The sequence below is a fragment of the Nocardia sp. NPDC059177 genome, from assembly GCF_042755165.1.
Lineage (GTDB): Bacteria > Actinomycetota > Actinomycetes > Mycobacteriales > Mycobacteriaceae > Nocardia.
In genome coordinates this window covers 19052-38620 of the sequence record NZ_JBHZBX010000027.1, presented here as the reverse complement: position 1 = coordinate 38620, position 19569 = coordinate 19052, and the positions used below count along the sequence as shown (strand labels likewise).

The following is a 19569-nucleotide window of genomic DNA, read 5'->3' as shown; positions in this document are numbered from 1 at the left end:
TCTCGGCACGGCTGTGACGCCTAGTACCCCGCTTGACGGGTGTCGTTCTGGGCGGCGGCGCCGACCGAACTGAGCATGGTGGTGACGCACAGGCCGATGAGCAGGTTGATCACCGCGGTCGCGATCTTGGCGTCCAGGTCGGCGACCAGGGTGAACGGCAGGATCACCGCGACGGCGGTGAGCAGCAGGCAGATCCAGGTGAAGAAGGTCAGCGGGCTCGGCATGGCCAGCAGCAACACCATGAGCAGGGCCGTGGCCAGCAGCGCGGCACCCGCGGCGGCGACAGCGTAGGAGGTGGTGGAGACGGTGCCGTACGCGCCTGCGCCCTCGGGCGAGAGAATGGCGATACCGAGCACTCCGCGCACCAGCATGATCGCGACGACGACCAGCAGCGCGGCCACCACAGCCGTGCCGATCCCACCCGCCCACAACTTGCCGATATTCACGGCGGGTTTCGGCGGCTGCCCCTGGTTCTGCGGATACTGCGGGTTCGCTGGATCGTAGTTGTACCGGGGATCGGTCATAGTTCGACGGTACTAGCGAACGCTGCTGATCTGCGGAGAAACGGCGCTGATGTCGGTATCTTCCCGCGCGTGCGTCATATTTGCCGGACTCCCGGAGGGATCCCCGATCCGCCGGTCCGCACCCGCGGCCCTCCGGGGTGCCCGCTAGCGTTGCCCTATGACGGTGACCAGCACGCCGGCCCCGCTCGCCCTCATCACCGGCGCCAGCCGTGGGCTCGGTGCGGCGATCGCTCGCGAATTCGCCCCGACGCACGAGCTGCTGCTCGGCGCCCGTTCCGCCGAGGCACTCGGGCCCATCCTGACCGAGCTGCCGTTCGCCACCGGCTGGCCGGTAGCGCTCACCGACTACGCCGCGGTGGCTGCGGCTGCCGCGCCGATCGAGCGGCTCGACGTGCTGGTCCACAATGCCGGGATCGCCGATCTCGGCACTGTGGCGGAGTCCTCGGTCGAGCAGTGGCGCGGCACCCTCGAGGCCAACCTGATCGCCGTCGCCGAACTGACCAGGGTGCTGCTGCCCGCCTTGCGTGCCGCAAACGGTCATGTGGTGCTGATCAATTCGGGTGCGGGCCTGCGCGCGCACCCGGGCTGGGGTTCCTACGCGGCGAGCAAATTCGGCCTGCGAGCCTTCGCCGACGCCCTGCGCCAGGAGGAACCCACCCTGCGGGTGACCTCGATCTTCCCCGGCCGCATCGACACCGATATGCAGCGCGCGATCGTCGCCGGCGAGGGCCGCGAGTACCGCCCCGAGGATTTCCTCACCGCCGAGACGGTGGCGGGCGCGGTCCGCAACGCTGTCGATACCCCGCGCGACGGGCACCCGACCGAAATCGTGCTCCGCCCGGCGTAATCGTGCAATCGGCGTCCCAGAAACGTAAATACTGACTGCGGCGGCACCGATTGCACGATTACGCCATGTCCCACCCCTGCGCACCGGACTTCGGTATGGTCCCCACCGTGTTCTAGCGGTTCCCACGGTTCCCGCAGTTCAGCGGATCGAGGGAGCGTATTCCCACGGTCGGTCTGAACAGTCGGTGCTCTCCGGAGCGCCCGGTGCGATAGGGGTGCGGGTGGAACGACGTCGAATGCTGGCACTGCTGGCCGCGGGCACCGCCGTGGCCCTGACCGGTTGCGCGACCGCCGAGGGTGAGGCGGTGACTGCGGGGTCGGGCGGGGACGTCTATGTGCCGCCGGTCGTCCCACCGCAGGCCCAGCCGCTACCGCCCCCGCCGGGTGGCCCGAAATCGGTGATCGGCCCCGGCACCATCACCGCCCTGCCCGGCCCCGGCACCACCATGGCCCTCACCGTCGACGACGGTGCCAGCCCCGAGGTGGTCGGCGCGTATGTGCAGTGGGCCAGGGACACCGGCGCCCGCTTCACCTTCTTCGTCACCGGCTACTACGAATCCTGGACGATCCACCGCGACGCCCTGCGCCCGCTGGTCGACTCGGGCCAGATCCAGCTCGGCAATCACACCTGGGACCACGCCGCGCTCACCGAGCTCGGCGCGAGCGGCATCGCCGACCAGCTCGGCCGCACCAAGGACTTCCTGCGCAACAACTTCGGCGTCGACGGCACCCCGTTCTACCGCCCACCCTTCGGCTACCACAACGCCACCGTCGACCAGATCGCCGCCGACCTCGGCTACACCGTCCCGACCATGTGGTACGGCTCGCTCTCGGACTCCGGGCTGATCACCGAGGAATACCTGATCGCCTGCGCCCGCGAATATTTCGCGGCGCAGGCGATCGTCATCGGCCATGCCAACTTCGCTCCGGTGACCCACTGCTACGGACAGCTGGTCGACATCATCCGGGAACGCAACCTCGCACTGGTCACCCTGAACGACGTGCTCGACGTCCGAACCTGATGCTCAGGGAACGATATTGACCATCTTGCCCGGGACAACGATCACCTTGCGGGGAGTCGCGCCCTCGAGCAGCGCGACGATCTTCTCGTCGGCCAGCGCGGCGGCCTCGATCGCGGCGGCGTCGGCGTCGGCCGCGACCTGAATCCGGCTGCGCACCTTGCCCTTCACCTGGATCGGGTACTCCACCGAGTCGGCGACCAGCAGGGCCGGATCGGCGATCGGGAAGGGGCCGTGGGCCAGAGAGGTGGTGTGGCCCAGGCGTTCCCACAGTTCCTCGGCGATGTGCGGGGCGAGCGGGGCCAGCATCAGCACCAGGGGTTCCACGGCGGCGCGGGGGGCGCCGGCGGGATAGTTCTTGGTCAGATGGTTGGTCAGCTCGATCAGCTTGGCGCCCGCGGTGTTGTCGCGCAGCGCGGCCAGGTCCTCGTCGACGCCGGCGATGGTGCGGTGCACCAGACGCAGGGTCTCCTCCGATGGCGCGGTGTCGGTGGCCTTCACCGCGCCGGTCTCCTCGTCGATCGCCAGGCGCCACACGCGCTGCAGGAAGCGGTGCGCGCCGACGACGTCCTTGGTCGCCCACGGGCGTGAGGTGTCCAGCGGACCCATCGACATCTCGTAGAAGCGGAAGGTGTCGGCGCCGTACAGGTCGCACATCTCGTCGGGCGAGATGGCGTTCTTCAGCGACTTGCCGATCTTGCCGTACTCCTGCGCGACCTCGATCTCGACGCCGTCGGGCCCGGTCCAGAAGAACTTCGCGTCGCGCTCGACGACCTCGGCGGCGGGCACGTAGGTGCCACGGGCGTCGGTGTAGGCGTAACCCTGCACGTAGCCCTGGTTGTAGAGGCGGCGGTAGGGCTCGCTGCCGGACACGTCACCCAGGTCGAACAGCACCTTCTGCCAGAACCGTGCGTACAGCAGGTGCAGCACCGCATGCTCGACGCCGCCGACGTACAGGTCGACACCGCCCGGATCGTTCGGGCCGTGCTCGGCCGTGCGGGGGCCCAGCCAGTACTGCTCGTTCTCCTCGGCGCAGAACGTCTCGGCATTGGTCGGGTCGGCGTAGCGCAGCTGGTACCAGGAGCTACCGGCCCAGTTGGGCATGACATTGGTGTCGCGGCGGTACTGTTTGGGCCCGTCGCCCAGGTCCAGTTCCACGGTGACCCAGTCGGTGGCCTTGGCCAGCGGCGGGGACGGCTCGGAGTTCGCGTCGTCGGGATCGAAGGTGACCGGCGCGAAGTCTTCCATCTCCGGAAGTTCCACGGGCAGCATGGATTCCGGCAGCGCGTGCGCGACACCGTCGGCGTCGTAGACGATCGGGAACGGCTCGCCCCAGTAGCGCTGACGCGCGAACAGCCAGTCGCGCAGCTTGTACTGGACGGTCCCGGTGCCGTGGCCCTCGGCCTCCAGGTGACCGATCATGGTCGCCTTGGCCTCGTCGATCGAAAGTCCGTTCAGGAAACCGGAATTCACCAGCTCGCCGTCACCGGCGTGCGCGGCATCGGTGACGTCGCCGCCCGCGATCACCTCGATGATCGGCAGGCCGAGCGTGGTGGCGAACTCGTGGTCGCGATGGTCGTGGCCCGGCACGGCCATGATCGCACCGGTGCCGTAGCCGCTGAGCACATAGTCGGCGATGAAGATCGGGACCTGCTTGCCGTCGGCCGGGTTGGTGGCGTAGGAACCCAGGAAGACGCCGGTCTTCTCCTTGTTCTCCTGGCGTTCCAGATCCGACTTGGCCGCGATCGACTTGCGGTACGCCGCAACGGCTTCCGTCGGAGTTGCGGCGCCGCCGTTGGTCCAGGCCGACTCGGTGCCGTCGGGCCAGGCGGCGGCGGTCAGCTTGTCGACCAGCTCGTGTTCGGGCGCCAGCACCACATACGTCGCGCCGAACAGGGTGTCGGGGCGGGTGGTGAACACCTCGATGGTCTCGCCGCCGGGCGCGTCGAAACGCACCTGTGCACCACGCGAGCGCCCGATCCAGTTGCGCTGCATGGACTTCACGTTGTCCGGCCAGTCCAGCGTGTCCAGGTCGTCGACCAGGCGGTCGGAGTAGGAGGTGATCCGCATCATCCACTGCCACATGCGCTTGCGGAACACCGGGAAGTTGCCGCGTTCGCTGCGGCCGTCGGCGGTGACCTCTTCGTTGGACAGCACCGTGCCCAGGCCGGGGCACCAGTTGACGATCGAATCCGACTGGTACACCAGACGATACGAGTCCAGCAGTGCGCCGCGTTCGGTCGCGCTCAGCGTGTTCCAGTCGCCGTCGGGCACCGGGCGCGACCCGTTGGCGAACTGCTCTTCCAGTTCGGCGATCGGACGGGCCTTACCGGCCTCCTGGTCGTACCAGGCGTTGTAGATGCGCAGGAAGATCCACTGCGTCCACCGGTAGTACTCCGGGTCGGTGGTGGCGAAGGAGCGGCGCGGGTCGTGGCCCAGGCCCAGCCGGTCCAGCTGACGCTGCATGGTGGCGATATTGGCCTCGGTGGTCACCCGCGGGTGCGCGCCGGTCTGCACCGCGTACTGCTCGGCAGGCAGGCCGAAGGCGTCGTAGCCCAGCGCGTGCAGCACGTTGCGGCCGTGCATGCGGTGGTAGCGGCCGAACACATCGGTGGCGATGTAGCCCAGCGGGTGGCCGACGTGCAGGCCCGCGCCCGAAGGGAACGGGAACATGTCCTGGATGAACAGCTTGTCCGGGGGCGTCTCGCCGGCGAGCGGGCCGACCGGGTTGGGCGCGTGGAAGGTGCCGCGCTCGGTCCAGTTCTGCTGCCAGCGCCGCTCGATCCGTCCCGCCAGCTCGGCGTTGTACCGGTGCTGAGGTACGTCACTCTCGGTAGTTCGAGTGTCCTGCACGGTCCTGCCTTCTTGTTCTCGCCGATCCCCGGTAAACATCGTCTAACAGGGTAGAACGTCGCCGCGACCCGTTTTCCACGGCCCGCGCGGTGTGTGGGCGGTCACCCCGGCGGGGAGCGCTCGATCAGGGCCCGGCGCGGGTGCGCTAGCCTGCAGGAATGGTCGTCGTCGCTCTCCTGCTGTTCGCGCTGGCCGCGGTCGCCATCGTGACCGGTGTGCTCGGACTGCTCGGCAAACTGCCCCGTAACCGCTTCCTCGGCGTCACCACCGAGGCGGCCCTGCACAGCGACGACAACTTCCGCCTGGCCAACCGCATCGCCGCCCCCACCTCGGTCGGCGCCGGCGCCCTGCTCTTCGCCGGCGGCCTGGTCGTCCTGGTCGCGGGTGGTCTGCCCGCCCTCGGCGTGGCCGTCGTGGTCGCGATCATCGCCGTCTTCACCCTCGGTGCCGGCGCGAACGCCGCCGCCCGCGCCGTGGAACCGCTGCTCCCGCCCGCCCCCGTCGGCGGCTGCGGCTCCTCCTGCGGTGGCTGCTCCCTGCGCGATACCTGCGCCCCCGCCAGCTGACCTGCGCTACCGCGGCCACGCTCTTCCCCGTGGGTGGTGGCCGTGCCCCGGCGATAACAGTGGGTGATTGTTGTCGGTGGGGGCGGGTACAACAGTAGTAGGCATCTGAACGGGGGAAGTTCATGAAAATTATCGCTGCGGCGGTTCTCGCCGTGCTGGTCGGGATTGTTGTCGGCATTGTCTCGCCCGTGGCCGCGGTCGTCATCTTCATCGGCGCGGCGGTGCTTTTCATCGTCGGGCTCGTTCGGTTGCGGCGGGAGTCGAGCGCGCTGCCTTCGCCCGCGCGCCGACGGTGGGGCGCGGGGTCCGGTGGGGCGGCTGGGGCCGGCGGCGCAGGCGCGGGTGCCCTGTGGTTCGACGGTGGTGGTGGTGACGGCGGCGGGGGCGGCGGCTGCGGTGGTGGTGGCGGCGGTTGCGGCGGGGGCGGCTGAACGCTGATTCCGTGGGGCGTGCTGCGGGTCGGTCGAAAGCGGATTGCAAGGGGACGCAATTACTTTCGTGGCTGAATGATCGACGAACGAAGGAGGGGTCGTGGAAATCGGCAGTGTGGTCGTGATCGTGTTCGGCATTGTTTTCATCGTCACGCCGGTGGTGGTGATCCTGCTGTCCGACCGGAAGAAGCCGACACCGAAGGCCCGTCCCCGTCGTCGGTCGCCAGCGGGTGGCGGGAGTAATTCCGACAGCGGCTGGGCCGCGGGGACCAGCTGGTCGAGCAGCAGTAGCAGCAGTAGTAGTAGCAGCAGCGACAGCGGTTCGTCGGGCAGCTGCGATTCCGGGTCGAGCAGTTCCAGCAGCTGCGGTGGCGGCAGCAGCTGCTGAACAGCCGCTGCCGACCGGTCAGCGGGTGCCGAGGTAGCCGGCGCCGGTGATCGGTGCACGGCGGAATCGGCCGATGCAGGTAGCTGCTTGCGTATCCGCCCGCCATGCCGTAGACGTAGTCGTCGCTGGTGACGCCCTGGATGACGATTTGGCGATATCGCGTTGATCGGGCGAGGACCAGGGGGTTCAGCGCAGTCCGGTGAGCGCGGCGAGTACAGCGCGACCCGCGGCGGGATCGCCGACGGTCACCCGGGCACTGCCGTCGGGATAGGCCTTCGCCCGGATATCGGCCCGGCGCAGCGCCGTGGCGACCCCGGGGCCGGGCAGGTAGAGGAAGTTGGCGTGACTGCGTGGTGTGTCGATGCCGATGGTGTGCAGGGACTGCCGTAGGAGCTCGCGCTCCCGGTTGATCCGGTCGACTCGCGCGCGGAGTTCCGCGTCGGCGGCGTAGGCCGCGCGTACCGCCGCGACGGCGGTGGCCGGTACGCCGAAGGGGAGCTGCTGGGCGCGGACCCGTTCGATCAGCGTCCCACGCCCGAGGCAGTAGCCGATCCGCAGTCCGGCCAGCCCATACGCCTTCGAAAAGGTGCGCAGGATCAGCAGATTCGGGTGTTTGCGGAGTAGATCATGTATGTCGAGGCGGTCGGCGGGAGCGAGGAATTCGACGTAGGCCTCGTCGAGCAGGATCGGCACCCGGCGCCCGAGGGCGGCCAGGAACGAACGGACCGCGGCGGTGGGCAATACCGTACCGGTCGGGTTGTGCGGGCGGCACAGCACGACCAGTTTCGTGCGCCGGTTCACCGCCCGGCGCATGGCGACCAGGTCCTGCTCGCCCGCCGCGTCCAGCGGCACCGGGACCAGCGTCATCCCGGCCATCTCCGCCATCACCGGATACCCGTCGAATGTCGGTGTGCCACTGACCAGTTCGCCACTACCGAGGGTCCGCATCACCTGCATCGCCACCCCGGTCGCACCCGCGCCGACCACCACCTCCGCCGGCTCCACTCCGAGATGCTCGGCGATAATCCGCGGCAGCTGTTCGGGCAGGAACTCCGGATACCGGTTGGCCTGGGTGAGTGTGTCCTGTACCGCCGCGAGCACGGAAGGCAGTGGCGGGAAAGGGTTCTCGCTGAGACCGAGATCGAATCCGACGACGCCCGTGCGGCCGGTGCTGAACCGCCGAGACGGGATGGTGGGTTCGGCGAGGATCGTCATCGCGCCGCACCCCAGCGCACCGCCGCCGCGCCGGCGAAATCGCCCGCGTGCGCGAACGCCGACATCAGCACCACCGACCCGTTGCGCAACCGGCCAGCCCGGTTCTCCACATCGAGGGTCACGGGAATGCCCGCGGCGAACAGGTTTCCACACTGATCGAAGGTGTCGGGATGGCGTTCGGCGGGCAGTTCCAGCGCGTCGTGCCAGTTGCGCAGGAACAACCGGTTCGGCTGATTGGTGACGAAGGTGTCGATATCGCGGCCCTTCACCCCGATGTGCTCGCACACCGCCAGCGCCACCTCGGGCACCAGCCGGTTGCCGCGCGCGAACACCTTGGTGATCTTCGATTCGGTGAAACTCACACACCCCTGACCCTCGCCCGGCTCCCAGTACTTGCGCGGACCGTTGGTGGAGAAGTCCATGTCACCGGCGAATTCGGGATAGGTGCGGCATTCGATATCCAGGATCGGCGCCGAATCGTCCTTGCGCAGCAGGCCGATTCCGCAACCGTCGCCCGGCACCGGCGCCTGGGCCAGCTTGCGGATGTCGGGCTGGGTGAACACCGGTCCAGCGCAATTCTGGGTGGCCACGATCAGCGCGGTCTTCGCGTCGCTGGTGGCCATCATCATCCGGGCCAGCGACATCATGTGGATGAAGGCCGCGCAGCCGCCATTGTGCACGTCGAGCACGTGGGTGGGGTGCGCGCCGATGCGCCGGGCCAGCTCGGGGCCCGCGCCCATGACCGGGTTGTCGGGCAGCTGGGTGTGGGTGATGACGATGTCGAGTTCGGCGGCCAGCCCGTCGCCGTGGCGCTCGCGCAGCGCGGCGAAGGCGTGTTCGGCCAGGTCGACGGCGGTGTCGTCGCGGCCGATGTGGTGGCGTCCGGTCGGCGACCGGAACATCACGTTCGCGGCCATCCGCGCCGAGCGCGAGTACTGGGTGAAGTAGTCGGTCGGGACCGGGTCGCCGGGCAGATAGCTCGCGACGTCGACCAGACTCACCTGCGGCATATTCACTGCATCCACTCCGGCTTGATCGGCAGCCCGTGGGCGGCGCGGTATTCGCAGATGGCTTTGAGGTTGTCCATCTCCAGCTGGTGCCCGGCGGAGAACATTTCCCAGAAGTCGCCGACCCACACCGGACGCTGGGGTGGCGCGGTCTCCGGATAGCCGTTCTCGTCGTAGAAGGGGTGTCTGCAGTTCACCCACAGCACCACCGAACCGGGCTTGTCGAACACCACCTGCGCGTCGACCACCCGCATCAGGTAGATCATCCACAGGTGTTCGGACTGGTCCCAGGCGCAGTGATAGTCGACGGTCATGGCGTCGGCGTGGGCGACGGTGCGGGTGTAGCACTTGGTGGTGTCGCCGAGCCGGTCGTGACACAGCCACAGTCCCGGTTCGGCGGTCTCGGTGAAGCCGCGCAGGCTGTAGGTCCATTCCTCGAGCGAGCGGGTGTCGGCCAGATACTCGAAGACCTCGCGCGGCGGGGCGGCGATATAGGCCTGCACCGGGCAGTAGTCGCCGTAGATCTGGTCGTGTGGATACACCGAGCGCAGCATGTCCATGATGATCGGCGTGGTCGCCTCCCGGTCGGAGTTCTCGATCCGCAGCACGCCGGGCACCACCTCCTCGGGGATGTCGCTGAGTGCGGGCAGGGCGCTGGTGGTCACGGGGTACTCCTGGAGGCTTCGATGGTCGACAGGAACGGCTGGAACGGCGGGATTTCGTCCGGGTCGCAAAGGATTTCGAGGAAGCTGGGGCCGGTGGCGGCGAAGCTGTGCCGTAGCGCTTCGGTGAGGTCGGCGGGGTCGTCGACGGTGCGGGATTCCAGTGCGGGGAACATGGCGGACAAGCCCGCGCCCAGGTGGGCGGGCTGAAAACGGTTGAAGCTGTAGCGATCTCGGTAGTAGAGCTGCTCGCGGGTGACGCACATGGCGTGTGCGTTGTTGTTGAACACCACGAAGGTGATCGGCAGCGCGTGCTCGATGGCGGTGTGGATCTCCAGGCCGTGCATGAAGAACGCGCCGTCGCCGGCGATCACGACGGTGCGGTGTGGTCCGGCCCTGCGCGCGAAGGCCGAACCGATCCCCGCGCCGAACGCGTACCCCATCCCGCCCATCCCCAGCGCGACCACGAACCGCCCGCCCGCTGGCACGCGCAGGTGGTGCACCACCGCGGCCCCGGTATTGCCCGCGTCGGCGAAGACGTCGGCGCCGGCGGGCAGCGCCGCCTGGATCGACTCGACGACCGTGCGGTAGCGCAAGCCGGGACCGTCGGCGGTGGGGACCGGTAAGGGGGTGAGTGCCGCTGATCCGGCGGTCGAGGTGGTCGCGTGGTCGAGGTGGGTCAGCAGTTCGGTGCTGGTCACGGCGATATCGGTGCTGGTCAGGTGGGTGGCGGGCAGATAGGGCGGTAGCACGCCGATGCTGAGCAGCGGTAGCTCGGCGAGGGCCGCGTCGAGCCCGGCGCGGGTGGGCACGGGGAGCCGGGTGCCGATCAGCAGACAGACACTCGCCGAACTCAGGGCGTCGAGCAGTTCGGGATGACCCATGCTGCCCGCAACCCCGCAATAGCCGGGAGCGGTGTCGGCGTAGACGTCTTTGGCGTCGGGAGCCAGACCGATCGCGGCATCCAGCGCGGTGACGAGCGCAGCCAGCTCGGCACGGGCATTGTCGCGGGCGACCTGGTCACCGGCGATGATCACCACCTTGCCGATATATCGCGCGGCACTGAGCTGTTCGGCGATTACTCGCACCGCGATGATGGGCCCGTCGATTGCGGCTGGACGGACGTTGCGGTCATGAGCAGCGACGGCCTGGTGACCGGCACCAGTTCGGTCGGCCGTGAGTGAGCCGATGGTGCTGTCGTGCGACGGGGCGGTCAGGTGCGTGGCATCGACTTTGCCGGTCGTCGGCGGGCGGGTGGCGCTGTGGCCGTTGACCTCCCCGTGAACTGGCATCGGTTGCTGCTGAACATCTTTCGGGAGCAACAGCACCGCAGGCCCACCGGCTTCGGCCGCCGCCAGCGCGGCACCGAGCTGACCGGGTAGCTCGGCCGGATCGGTGACCTTCACGCAGTACCGGCTCACCGCCGCGAACAATGCCAGCGCATCCAGGGAATCGGCCAGCCCACTCGAATCCTGAAATGCCCCAAGTCCTTCCAGGCCCGTCGGCGCCTGTCCGACCAGTGCCAGCACCGGCACCCGCGAGGCATACGCCTCAGCCAGCCCGGCGATCAGGTTCATCGCCCCACCGCCGGAGGTCGCGGCGACGACGCCGAGGCCGCCGGTGCTGCGGGCGTAGCCGTCGGCCATGGTGGCCGCCGAGAACTCGTGTTTGGCGACGATGCCGGCCGGGCGCCCGCCTGCTTCGAAGATCGCGTCGTAGAGGTCTTCGATATTGGCGCCGTCGACGCCGAAGATCTGGGTGATTCCCCGGTCGGCCAGCGTGCGTACCAGGTAGTCCACCACTCGGTCCGGCATCGGCACTCCTCACGCGGCGACTCTCGGGCGGCCGGTGGGCCGCCTTCTCCTGGATTACGGAGCGCCCGCTTCGGGGGTTCACAGGGTGGCCGAAACTTCACCCTTGTGTGTACGTATACATCTACGTATAGTGAGTTCATGCCCAACAAGACGATCTATGTAGCCGACGACGATCTGCCCCTGTTCCAGCGGGCGCAGGAACTCGTCGGCGGCAATCTCTCCAGCACGGTGGTCACGGCCTTGCGCCGGCTCATCCACCTGGAGGAAGGTCGCGAGGCGGGCTTCGAGGAGATCGTCCTGCAGGTAGGCCGCGACGGTGCCAGGCAGGTGCGCTTCCAGGGCGCGCTCCTGGGCGACTGGCAGGACATGGACGACCATCGCGCCCTCGACCTGCACGTCTACCGCAGCCGCAAGGGCAAGATCCTGCTGCACACCCACACCGCGCTGTGGACCGACTACCCGACCGGCCAGGCGGCCGGTGACATGAAGGACTGGAAGTATTGGCGCCGCTTCTTCGGCATCGGTGACCGGCCCTGGGATTGGGGCGACTACGAATACGAGATCTTCGACGATGTCACGGCGCTGAAGGGCCGTATTCCCGACAAGCTCTACCGCAAGGTCGCCGACATCGTCGAGAACCCGCAGATCGAGGAGCTCGACATCTAGCTCCGGCGACGACAACCACATACTCACACCAGCACCGCAGCCCCCCGGGGGCTGTGTGGATAACTCATGCAGATATTCGCACCAATTAATGCAATTCTCTGGAAAGGGACGACCATGGTCAACTCGGCCATCTCCGCACGCGGCCTGCGCAAGGCCTACGGCGAGCACACGGTCCTCGACGGCATCGACCTCACCGTCGCCGAGGGCACGATCTTCTCCCTGCTCGGCCCCAACGGCGCGGGCAAGACCACCACCGTGCAGATCCTCACCACGCTGATCAGCAGCGACGGCGGTGAGATCGCGGTGGGCGGCCGCGATGTGGTGGCCGACAAGGACGGTGTGCGCGAGCTGATCGGCGTCACCGGCCAGTTCGCCGCCGTCGACGAGCTGCTGACCGGCCGCGAGAACCTCCAGATGATGGGCGATCTGAACCATCTGCCCCGCCGCGAGACCCGCAGGCTGGCCGCCGAGCTGCTGGAACGTTTCGACCTGGTCGAGGCGGCCGACAAACCGGTCAGCACCTACTCCGGCGGCATGACCCGCCGGCTCGACCTGGCCATGACCCTGGTCGGCGACCCCCGGGTGATCTTCCTCGACGAGCCGACCACCGGCCTGGACCCGCGCAGCCGCCGCGCCATCTGGGACATCATCCGGACCCTGGTCGACGATCTCGGCGTCACCGTCTTCCTCACCACCCAGTACCTCGAGGAAGCCGACCAGCTGGCCGACCGGATCGCGGTGCTCGACCACGGCCGCATCGTCGCCGAAGGCACCGCCGCCGAACTCAAGCGGCTGGTACCGGGCGGGCACATCCGCATCGACTTCGCCGATCAGCGTGCGCTGGCCGCCGCGCGCTACGCCATCGGCTCGTCGGCGCGTGTACTCGACGGCAGCGACGGCCTCACCCTCGCCGTCCCCAGCGACGGCGGCGTCCGCTCACTGCGCGCGGTACTCGACCTGCTCGATGCCGAAAACATCGAAGCGGGCGGCATTTCCGTGCACACCCCCAATCTCGACGATGTCTTCCTCACCCTCACCGGCCGCGCCACCATCGAGCAGGAGTCCCTGGCATGAGCACCCACACCATGACGAAGAACTACGCCTTCGCCGACACCATGACCATGTTGCGGCGCAACATCATCCACGCCAAGCGCTACCCGAGCATGGTGTTCAGCATCCTGCTCATGCCGACCGTGCTGCTGCTGGTGTTCAACTACGTCTTCGGTGGCGCGCTGGAGAAGTCGTCCGGCGGCGAGTACATCGACTACCTCGCGCCGGGCATGTTGTTGCTGCAGCCCGCGTACATGACTGTGTCGGTGGCCGTCTCGATCGCCACCGATGCGAGCAAGGGCATCGTGAATCGCTTTCGGGTGATGGCGATCTCGCAGTCCTCGATGCTCACCGGGCACCTGCTCGGCGCGCTCATCCAGGCACTGGGCGGAATGGCCGTGATGACCGGCGTCGCCTTGCTGATCGGCTTCCGGCCGAACGCGAATCCCCTCGAATGGGTCGCCGCCTTCGGGCTGCTCACGCTGGTGACCTTCGCGTTCACCTGGCTGGCCATCGCCATCGGCCTGGTCTCGCCCAATCCCGAAAGTGCCAGTAACGCACCGTTTCCGATCATCATGATGCCGTTCCTGGGCAGCGGCCTGGTCGCCACCGACACCATGCCGGTCGGCCTGCGCCAGTTCGCCGAGTATCAGCCCTTCACCCCCATCACCGAAACCCTGCGCGGGCTGCTGATGGGTACCGAGATCGGTATCAACGGCTGGGTCTCGCTGGCCTGGTGCGCCGTGATCGCCGGTGGCGGCTACCTGTGGGCGAAGTCCACCTTCCGCAAGCAAGCCGACTGACCCACCACACACAGTCCGGCCACCCGATCAGGGCGGCCGGACTGTCGTGCGTCTAGACCTCGGCGACCAGGACCGTGCGGCCCGAATCCACCGAGGTGATCTCGACCTTGCTGATCGATTCCGGCGCCGCGTCGATGGTGCGCTCGAGAGTGATTTCGGTGCCGGGGCCCGCCGGCCACTGGTCGAGTTCGATCCGCTGGTCACCCGCGGTGACGACCAGGCCATAGGTCCAGGTGTAGCCCGAACCGTAGGTGCTGGGGGCGTAGCGGCAGGTCATCACCAGGCGGGTGCGGTCGCCGTCGCGCAGCAGTTTCACCCCGGCGCTGACCGGGGTCTGCTCGACGGCCTGGAGCTGCTGGGCGGCCACCACCTGCGCGGTGGACGGGTCCGAACGCGCGACCGTCATCGTCACCGGTACCGCGATCGCCACCGCGGCCGCCGCGGCGGCCACCGCGCTGCCGATCCCCAGCCACCGCCGCCGCTGACGTTTGCGTTCGGCGGCCGCGGCCAGCGACGGAATCAGGTCGGGCACCTGGACCGGCGGCTCGGCGGAGATCATCGACAGGGCGGTCTCCCGGTCGACCATGGCCAGCATGCCCGGCATCCCGGCCAGCTCGGCGACGGCCTGCCGACAGTGCGCGCAATCGTGCAGGTGGGCCTCGTATTCGTGGCGTTCGGCGGCACCGAGCGAACCGAGAACATACGCGGCATCCCAGGTGCCGTATTCGTCGGCGAGGTCGGTCATCGGTTCGTCACCCCCATCTCCTGTAGTGCCAGGCGCATCGCGCGCATGCCGTAGTGCAGCCGCGACTTCACGGTGCCGGGCGGAATGCCCAGTTCGTCGGCGATCTGCTGCATGCCGAGGCCGCGGTAGTACGCGCGCACGATCACCTCGCGATGATCGGCGCTGAGCGTGCTCAGCGCGTCGGCGACCAGCCAGCCGTCCAGCGCCCGGTCCGATTGATCGGGGCTCACCTGCTCGGGCGGGTGGTCGGTGCCGAACTCGCGGCGATGGCGGGCGCTGCGATGTTCGTCGACGGCGAGGTTACGGGCCACGGTGAACAACCAGGCGCGCGGGGAGGTCTCGGTCTGTTCGAGCACGGCGGGCCGCTGCCAGGCCCGCAGCAGGGTCTCCTGCACGATGTCCTCGGCCCGGCCGGGATCGCGCACCAGGCCGAGGGTGAAACGCCACAGTGCGGGCGCGTGCTCGGCGTAGAGCGCGCGCATCAGTTCGTCGCGACCGTCGGTCATTCGCGGTCCCGGTCACTGCTCGATGTTCATGGGGTCACTCCTGCTCTGTCGAAGGAGTAACGGGATCAGTTGCGTTCGAGTTCAATCGGGTGGGTTGCCAGCAGGGCCAGCGGCAGCGGCTGGCGGCGCAGCACGCTCGCCCACAGATCGTGCTGGTCGGTGGCCAGCGGGTCGGTCGGTAGGGCCGAGACCACCACCCAGTCGTCGTTGTCGAGTTCGCCGTCGAGCTGGCCCATCGACCAGCCCGCGTAGCCTGCGAAGATCCGGATGCCCTCGACCAGCGGGCCGATCTCGGCCGGATCGGCGTCCAGGTCGACCAGCACCACCCGCCCGTCCACCCGGCGCAGCCCGCGCACCTCGCTGATGTCGACGCCCGCGTGCAGCGTGCCCAGGCACAACGCCGCGTCGCGTTTCACCGGACCGCCGATGTAGAGGTCCGAGGGCGCCGCCGCCAGCTCGGCCCAGCCGGGCAGCACATCGGCCACCGGTGTCTCGCTCGGGCGGTTGATCACCACGCCGAGACTGCCCGCGTCGTTGTGCTCGATCACGTACACGACGGTGCGCCGGAAAGTCGGCTCGACCAGGTCGATCGCCGACACCAGCAGATTGCCCGCACGCACACCCGCCGCGGGCTGCCCGGGTCGCCGGTCGTCACCGCGCCCGTCGCGAGTCCGGCGTTCGTCCGGGTCGTCTCCGCGTGCCACCGAGTCATCATCGCATTGCACGGGTGGGTCGCGCTTCCCACGGACTGCCTCGGTTCGGGAAATTTTCGGGTCAGGGGCGGCCGGGACGACGCCCGGTAGGGTCGCGGCATGCACCTGCCCGAGGTCCTGCTCGAGAACGATGACGCCGTCTACGACTACTACCTGCGACATCAGCAGAATCGGTGGCAGGCGCTGGCCTCCTATGCGGTACTCGCCCGCCGCTACCGCCCGCGTGTGTTCTTCGCCGAGGGTGCCAAGACACAGCTGAAGGCCCTGATCCGCAGCGGACGTCCGGTCGTCTACGCGATCAACCACCTCTCCACCAGCGACCCGTACACCGTCGCCGCCACCGCGTGGCGCTCACCGCTGCGCCGCAAGATCGGCCACGTGCGGGTGCTGGCCAAGGACGAACTGTTCCTCGACCCCGACCAGCGCCGCAAGGTCGACATGATGGGCGGGATCCCGGTGTTCCGCGGCAAGGACCACGGCATCCGTGCGGTCAACGCCGCTGGTCAGCGCATGATGGACGTGTCGGCCCAGCGCCTGGCCGCCGGCGATCACCTGGCGATCTTTCCCGAGGGCACCTGCAACGATGTCGACCCGGCGACGGTGCAGGCCGTCGGCAGCGGTATCGGCCACATCGCCTTCCGCGCGGCCAAACTCGGCGCGCCGCCCGCCCTGGTCGCCCTCGGCATGAGCTACGGGCCACGACCCGACCCGGCAATCGAGCCCAGCGGCGACGAGGTGCGCGCGGCGGGGGTCTACTTCCGCGCCCCGGTCGCCGAACTACCGCAGAAACCCGCCGATATCGCCCGCTTCGTCAAGGAGGAGCTGCAGCACGCCGTCGACGGCGCGATCGCGCACTACTGAGGCAGACCGAACAGTTCCCGCGCCCGCTGCGGCACCAGCGAGATGTATTCGGGGTGGGTTTTGACGAAATGCGACACCACCGCGCACAGTGGCAGCACACTGAACCCCTCGGCCCTGCTGGCGTCGAGGGTTGCCTGGACCAGTGTGTTTGCCAGGCCACGGCCCTCGAATCGGGGATAGATCTCGGTATGCACGAGGGCACGCTCGGCCCCGGTGTCCTGGTACTCGATATAGCCGGCGGGTTGCCCGTCGGCGGTGAGTTCGAACCGCTCGAGTGCGGTGTTGTCGCGGACCTCGGTCGCCATGAATGAACGCTACCCCGGCGGGTGCCCCCGACGCCGGGGACTGTCTGTGGCGGGTTCGGGGCGCAGACCGGAGAATGGCCAGATGACGAACGGACCGCGTGTGGTGCTCGCTCCGGACAAGTTCAAGGGTTCTCTCACCGCCGCCGAGGTCGCCGAGGCGCTGGCGACCGGGATCCGCAGACGCAGCCCGCTCGCGGATGTGCGCCAGGTGCCGGTCGCCGACGGCGGCGACGGCATGGTCGAGGCGTTCGTGGCCGCGGGCTGGCAGGCGGTCCCGGTGGACGCGCCCGGGCCCACCGGTGAGCCGTCGACGGCGGTCTACGCCAGGAACGGCGAGACCGCGGTCGTCGAGCTGGCCGCCGCGGTGGGGCTGGGGAAACTGCCCGGTGGCCGGCTGGATCCGCTCGGCGCCGACACCTTCGGGCTGGGTGTGGTGGTCGCGCACGCGCTCGATCACGGGGCGCGGTCGATCGTGCTCGGGCTGGGCGGCAGTGCCTCCACCGATGGCGGCGCCGGGTTCCTGCGGGCGCTCGGACTGCGCCTGCTCGACGGCGCTGATCGCGAATTGGGCACGCGGTCCACGGGTGCCAATGTGTCGGCCTTACTGGCCGAGGTGGTCACGGTGGATCGGGCGGGGCTGCACCCGGCGATCGCGCTGGCGCGGTTCACCCTGGCCTGCGATGTCGACAATCCGCTGCTCGGGCCGGCCGGTGCCGTCGCGGTGTATGCGCCGCAGAAGGGCGCGAGTCCCGACCAGATGCTGGAACTGGAAGTGGCGCTGACGAATTGGGCCGCCGTACTGGGTACCGGCTATGCCGAGATCGGTGGTGCGGGCGCGGCCGGCGGTACCGGTTTCGGCGCGCTCGCGGTGCTCGGTGCCGAGGTGCGCAGCGGTATCGATGTGGTGCTCGAGCTGCTGGCGTTCAACGAGCTGGTGGACGGTGCGGCGCTGGTCGTCACCGGTGAGGGGTCGCTGGATCATCAGAGTATGCACGGCAAGGCGCCGGTCGGGGTCGCCGCGGCGGCCAAGGCGGCCGGGGTGCCTGCGGTCGCGGCGGTGGGACGAACGCTGTTGTCGCCCGGCGAGATTCGCGCGGCGGGTTTCCGGCGCTGCTACCCGCTCAGCGATCTGGAGTCCGATCCCGCTCGTTCGATGGCCGAGGCGGTCCCGCTGCTCGAGCGCATCGGCGAGCGCATCGCGGTCGAGTACCTGTAGTCACGAGGCGGCGGTGAGTTCGGCGCGGTTCGCCTCACCCCAGACCTCCAGCGGGCTCAGCGCCACCCGCAATGTCTCGCCGAGCGCGGTCAGCGAGTACTCGACGCGCGGTGGGATCTCGGCGTAGATCTCGCGATGCACCACACCGGCGGCCTCCAGCTGACGCAGGTTCTCGGTGAGCACCTTCTCGCTCACCCCCGCGAGCAGCCGCCGGATCTCCCCGAACCGCCGCGGCCCGTCACCCAGCACCCACATCAGATGCATCTTCCACTTGCCACCGATCACCTCGATGGCCAGGCTCATGCCGCATGTGCCGTGATCTGCGTCACTATTCATCTCGCCCGCACCTCTCCCGACGGTATTTCGGACCTCGAGGTAAGCAACCACACGCCGAGGTTCGGTCTTCCCGACGATACCGGCGCCGACCACCATGGATTCCGGCGCCGAACCATCCAGTATCGAGAATCGAAGGGGCAGTAGATGTCCGAGCAGAACCCTCCCCGTTCCGTATCCGTCCTCGGTCTCGGCCCGATGGGCCAGGCCATGGTGCGCGCCTTCCTCGCGGCCGGTGTCGAGGTGACGGTGTGGAATCGCAGCACCGCCAAGGTCGACGCCATGGTCGAGCTGGGCGCCCGCCGCGCCGCGACCGTTGCCGAGGCGCTGGCCGCCAACCAGGTGTCGGTGTTGAGCCTGACGCACTACGCCGCCATGTACGACGTGCTCGGGCAGGCGCCGGACGCGCTGGCGGACAAGGTGATCGTCAACCTGTCCTCGGATTCGCCGGAGCAGGCACGCGCCGGGGCGGCCTGGGTCCGCGAGCGCGGTGCGCAGTTCCTTTCCGGCGGGGTGATGTCGGCGGGCGACAATATCGAGCATCCCGCGTCCTACATCTTCTACAGCGGTCCGCGAACGGTCTTCGACGCGCACGCCGAACTACTGCGCCCGCTCAGCCCGCAGGAATACCTCGGCACCGACGACGGCCTCGCGCAGATCTACTACCAGGCCCTGCTGACGATCTTCCATCCGTGGCTGCTCGCCTTCGACCAGGCCACCGCGATGATCGCCCGCGCAGGCCACGACATCGGCCGGTTCGTCCCGTTCGCGGTGCGGTCCAACGAAGCCTTCCCGTACTTCATGCAGGAGTTCGCCGTGGCCAACCAGCAGGGCGGCTGGGCCGACGTGGCGAGTCTGAAGATGATGGACGCGGGCGCGCAGCACATCATCGACGCCAGCGAGGAGGTCGGCGTCGACGCCGCACTCTCGCACCTGGCCCAGTCCTACTGGCGCAAGGCCGTCGCCGCCAGCGAGACGGCGGGCAAGCCGGTATCGACCTACGAATTGCTCAGGGGCGCTGTGTGATCCACGCGCGAAACCGTCCG

Annotated in this window: 21 protein-coding genes; 10 read left to right on the top strand and 11 right to left on the bottom strand. The window is 68.7% G+C overall.

Annotation, left to right across the window (positions count from 1 at the left end):
- Positions 1-20: 20 nt before the first annotated feature.
- Complete coding sequence (locus ACFXK0_RS26110) at positions 21-524, bottom strand: DUF6069 family protein (protein WP_379413488.1); 504 nt, start codon at positions 522-524, stop codon at positions 21-23.
- Positions 525-681: 157 nt separating this feature from the next.
- Between ACFXK0_RS26110 and ACFXK0_RS26105 the strand changes: the two genes are divergently transcribed.
- Complete coding sequence (locus tag ACFXK0_RS26105; RefSeq protein ID WP_379413487.1) at positions 682-1371, top strand: SDR family oxidoreductase; 690 nt, start codon at positions 682-684, stop codon at positions 1369-1371.
- Positions 1372-1606: 235 nt separating this feature from the next.
- Positions 1607-2392 (top strand): polysaccharide deacetylase family protein, encoded by a 786-nt coding sequence (locus tag ACFXK0_RS26100; protein ID WP_379413517.1) that lies wholly within the window; start codon positions 1607-1609, stop codon positions 2390-2392.
- Between the two features lie 3 nt (positions 2393-2395).
- Here the strand turns inward: ACFXK0_RS26100 and leuS are convergent, their stop codons facing one another.
- On the bottom strand, positions 2396-5242 hold the full coding sequence (gene leuS / locus ACFXK0_RS26095) for a leucine--tRNA ligase (RefSeq protein WP_379413486.1): 2847 nt from the start codon (positions 5240-5242) through the stop codon (positions 2396-2398).
- Positions 5243-5400: 158 nt separating this feature from the next.
- Here leuS and ACFXK0_RS26090 point away from each other — a divergent pair, with 158 nt between their 5' ends.
- Both ACFXK0_RS26090 and ACFXK0_RS26085 read left to right on the top strand, forming a co-directional pair.
- The gene (locus tag ACFXK0_RS26090) at positions 5401-5808 is read left to right on the top strand and encodes an SdpI family protein (protein ID WP_379413485.1); all 408 of its coding nucleotides are present in this window, start codon (positions 5401-5403) and stop codon (positions 5806-5808) included.
- Between the two features lie 122 nt (positions 5809-5930).
- Positions 5931-6239: a hypothetical protein gene (locus tag ACFXK0_RS26085; RefSeq protein ID WP_379413484.1), complete on the top strand. Its 309-nt coding sequence runs from the start codon at positions 5931-5933 to the stop codon at positions 6237-6239.
- Between the two features lie 574 nt (positions 6240-6813).
- Here ACFXK0_RS26085 and ACFXK0_RS26080 read toward each other — a convergent pair.
- The 4 genes from ACFXK0_RS26080 to ACFXK0_RS26065 are packed head-to-tail and all read right to left on the bottom strand — an operon-like array spanning position 6814 to position 11325.
- Positions 6814-7842 carry a pyridoxal phosphate-dependent aminotransferase gene (locus ACFXK0_RS26080; protein WP_379413483.1) on the bottom strand — a complete coding sequence of 343 codons (1029 nt, stop codon included), beginning with the start codon at positions 7840-7842 and terminating at the stop codon, positions 6814-6816.
- A complete protein-coding gene (locus tag ACFXK0_RS26075; RefSeq protein WP_379413515.1) occupies positions 7839-8852 on the bottom strand; it encodes a 3-oxoacyl-ACP synthase III family protein in 1014 nt (337 codons plus the stop codon). Before ACFXK0_RS26075 ends, ACFXK0_RS26080 begins: the two co-directional genes overlap by 4 nt.
- 2 nt (positions 8853-8854) lie before the next feature.
- Positions 8855-9514: an SRPBCC family protein gene (locus ACFXK0_RS26070; protein WP_379413482.1), complete on the bottom strand. Its 660-nt coding sequence runs from the start codon at positions 9512-9514 to the stop codon at positions 8855-8857.
- The gene (locus ACFXK0_RS26065) at positions 9511-11325 is read right to left on the bottom strand and encodes a thiamine pyrophosphate-binding protein (protein WP_379413481.1); all 1815 of its coding nucleotides are present in this window, start codon (positions 11323-11325) and stop codon (positions 9511-9513) included. Before ACFXK0_RS26065 ends, ACFXK0_RS26070 begins: the two co-directional genes overlap by 4 nt.
- A gap of 138 nt (positions 11326-11463) precedes the next feature.
- Between ACFXK0_RS26065 and ACFXK0_RS26060 the strand changes: the two genes are divergently transcribed.
- From ACFXK0_RS26060 to ACFXK0_RS26050, 3 genes are all read left to right on the top strand, one after another.
- A complete protein-coding gene (locus tag ACFXK0_RS26060; protein ID WP_379413480.1) occupies positions 11464-11991 on the top strand; it encodes an EXLDI protein in 528 nt (175 codons plus the stop codon).
- A 114-nt stretch (positions 11992-12105) separates the two neighbouring features.
- Entirely contained in the window at positions 12106-13065 is a 960-nt protein-coding gene (locus ACFXK0_RS26055; RefSeq protein WP_379413479.1) for an ATP-binding cassette domain-containing protein, read from the top strand.
- On the top strand, positions 13062-13844 hold the full coding sequence (locus ACFXK0_RS26050; RefSeq protein WP_379413478.1) for an ABC transporter permease: 783 nt from the start codon (positions 13062-13064) through the stop codon (positions 13842-13844). The genes ACFXK0_RS26055 and ACFXK0_RS26050 overlap by 4 nt, the downstream gene beginning before the upstream one ends.
- 52 nt (positions 13845-13896) lie before the next feature.
- On the opposite strand, the gene ACFXK0_RS26045 is transcribed toward ACFXK0_RS26050, so the two are convergent.
- The 3 genes from ACFXK0_RS26045 to ACFXK0_RS26035 all read right to left on the bottom strand — a co-directional run bounded on the left by ACFXK0_RS26045 (position 13897) and on the right by ACFXK0_RS26035 (position 15799).
- The gene (locus ACFXK0_RS26045) at positions 13897-14589 is read right to left on the bottom strand and encodes an anti-sigma factor family protein (protein WP_379413477.1); all 693 of its coding nucleotides are present in this window, start codon (positions 14587-14589) and stop codon (positions 13897-13899) included.
- Positions 14586-15095, bottom strand: a complete 510-nt coding sequence (locus ACFXK0_RS26040) for a sigma-70 family RNA polymerase sigma factor (RefSeq protein WP_379413476.1) — start codon at positions 15093-15095, stop codon at positions 14586-14588. The genes ACFXK0_RS26045 and ACFXK0_RS26040 overlap by 4 nt, the downstream gene beginning before the upstream one ends.
- Before the next feature lie 65 nt (positions 15096-15160).
- Entirely contained in the window at positions 15161-15799 is a 639-nt protein-coding gene (locus ACFXK0_RS26035; protein ID WP_379413475.1) for a YqgE/AlgH family protein, read from the bottom strand.
- Between the two features lie 108 nt (positions 15800-15907).
- Here ACFXK0_RS26035 and ACFXK0_RS26030 point away from each other — a divergent pair, with 108 nt between their 5' ends.
- A complete protein-coding gene (locus ACFXK0_RS26030) occupies positions 15908-16669 on the top strand; it encodes a lysophospholipid acyltransferase family protein (RefSeq protein WP_379413474.1) in 762 nt (253 codons plus the stop codon).
- On the opposite strand, the gene ACFXK0_RS26025 is transcribed toward ACFXK0_RS26030, so the two are convergent.
- On the bottom strand, positions 16663-16974 hold the full coding sequence (locus tag ACFXK0_RS26025) for a GNAT family N-acetyltransferase (RefSeq protein ID WP_379413473.1): 312 nt from the start codon (positions 16972-16974) through the stop codon (positions 16663-16665). The two genes, ACFXK0_RS26030 and ACFXK0_RS26025, sit on opposite strands and share 7 nt — an antisense overlap.
- Positions 16975-17056: 82 nt before the next feature.
- On the opposite strand from ACFXK0_RS26025, the gene ACFXK0_RS26020 reads away from it, so the two are divergent.
- Entirely contained in the window at positions 17057-18190 is a 1134-nt protein-coding gene (locus tag ACFXK0_RS26020; RefSeq protein ID WP_379413472.1) for a glycerate kinase, read from the top strand.
- Here the strand turns inward: ACFXK0_RS26020 and ACFXK0_RS26015 are convergent, their stop codons facing one another.
- Complete coding sequence (locus ACFXK0_RS26015; protein ID WP_379413471.1) at positions 18191-18526, bottom strand: winged helix-turn-helix transcriptional regulator; 336 nt, start codon at positions 18524-18526, stop codon at positions 18191-18193. It abuts the gene before it with no gap.
- Between the two features lie 144 nt (positions 18527-18670).
- Here ACFXK0_RS26015 and ACFXK0_RS26010 point away from each other — a divergent pair, with 144 nt between their 5' ends.
- A complete protein-coding gene (locus ACFXK0_RS26010) occupies positions 18671-19549 on the top strand; it encodes an NAD(P)-dependent oxidoreductase (RefSeq protein ID WP_379413470.1) in 879 nt (292 codons plus the stop codon).
- The last annotated feature ends 20 nt before the right edge of the window (positions 19550-19569 follow it).

What these genes read in the sequence shown, in the direction of transcription:
- ACFXK0_RS26110 (WP_379413488.1), bottom strand. Translation starts at nt 524, where the DNA reads ATGACCGATCCCCGGTACAACTACGATCCAGCGAACCCGCAGTATCCG.
- ACFXK0_RS26105 (WP_379413487.1), top strand. Translation starts at nt 682, where the DNA reads ATGACGGTGACCAGCACGCCGGCCCCGCTCGCCCTCATCACCGGCGCC.
- ACFXK0_RS26100 (WP_379413517.1), top strand. Translation starts at nt 1,607, where the DNA reads ATGCTGGCACTGCTGGCCGCGGGCACCGCCGTGGCCCTGACCGGTTGC.
- ACFXK0_RS26090 (WP_379413485.1), top strand. Translation starts at nt 5,401, where the DNA reads ATGGTCGTCGTCGCTCTCCTGCTGTTCGCGCTGGCCGCGGTCGCCATC.
- ACFXK0_RS26085 (WP_379413484.1), top strand. Translation starts at nt 5,931, where the DNA reads ATGAAAATTATCGCTGCGGCGGTTCTCGCCGTGCTGGTCGGGATTGTT.
- ACFXK0_RS26080 (WP_379413483.1), bottom strand. Translation starts at nt 7,842, where the DNA reads ATGACGATCCTCGCCGAACCCACCATCCCGTCTCGGCGGTTCAGCACC.
- ACFXK0_RS26075 (WP_379413515.1), bottom strand. Translation starts at nt 8,852, where the DNA reads ATGCCGCAGGTGAGTCTGGTCGACGTCGCGAGCTATCTGCCCGGCGAC.
- ACFXK0_RS26065 (WP_379413481.1), bottom strand. Translation starts at nt 11,325, where the DNA reads ATGCCGGACCGAGTGGTGGACTACCTGGTACGCACGCTGGCCGACCGG.
- ACFXK0_RS26060 (WP_379413480.1), top strand. Translation starts at nt 11,464, where the DNA reads ATGCCCAACAAGACGATCTATGTAGCCGACGACGATCTGCCCCTGTTC.
- ACFXK0_RS26055 (WP_379413479.1), top strand. Translation starts at nt 12,106, where the DNA reads ATGGTCAACTCGGCCATCTCCGCACGCGGCCTGCGCAAGGCCTACGGC.
- ACFXK0_RS26050 (WP_379413478.1), top strand. Translation starts at nt 13,062, where the DNA reads ATGAGCACCCACACCATGACGAAGAACTACGCCTTCGCCGACACCATG.
- ACFXK0_RS26045 (WP_379413477.1), bottom strand. Translation starts at nt 14,589, where the DNA reads ATGACCGACCTCGCCGACGAATACGGCACCTGGGATGCCGCGTATGTT.
- ACFXK0_RS26040 (WP_379413476.1), bottom strand. Translation starts at nt 15,095, where the DNA reads ATGACCGACGGTCGCGACGAACTGATGCGCGCGCTCTACGCCGAGCAC.
- ACFXK0_RS26030 (WP_379413474.1), top strand. Translation starts at nt 15,908, where the DNA reads ATGCACCTGCCCGAGGTCCTGCTCGAGAACGATGACGCCGTCTACGAC.
- ACFXK0_RS26025 (WP_379413473.1), bottom strand. Translation starts at nt 16,974, where the DNA reads ATGGCGACCGAGGTCCGCGACAACACCGCACTCGAGCGGTTCGAACTC.
- ACFXK0_RS26020 (WP_379413472.1), top strand. Translation starts at nt 17,057, where the DNA reads ATGACGAACGGACCGCGTGTGGTGCTCGCTCCGGACAAGTTCAAGGGT.
- ACFXK0_RS26015 (WP_379413471.1), bottom strand. Translation starts at nt 18,526, where the DNA reads ATGAATAGTGACGCAGATCACGGCACATGCGGCATGAGCCTGGCCATC.
- ACFXK0_RS26010 (WP_379413470.1), top strand. Translation starts at nt 18,671, where the DNA reads ATGTCCGAGCAGAACCCTCCCCGTTCCGTATCCGTCCTCGGTCTCGGC.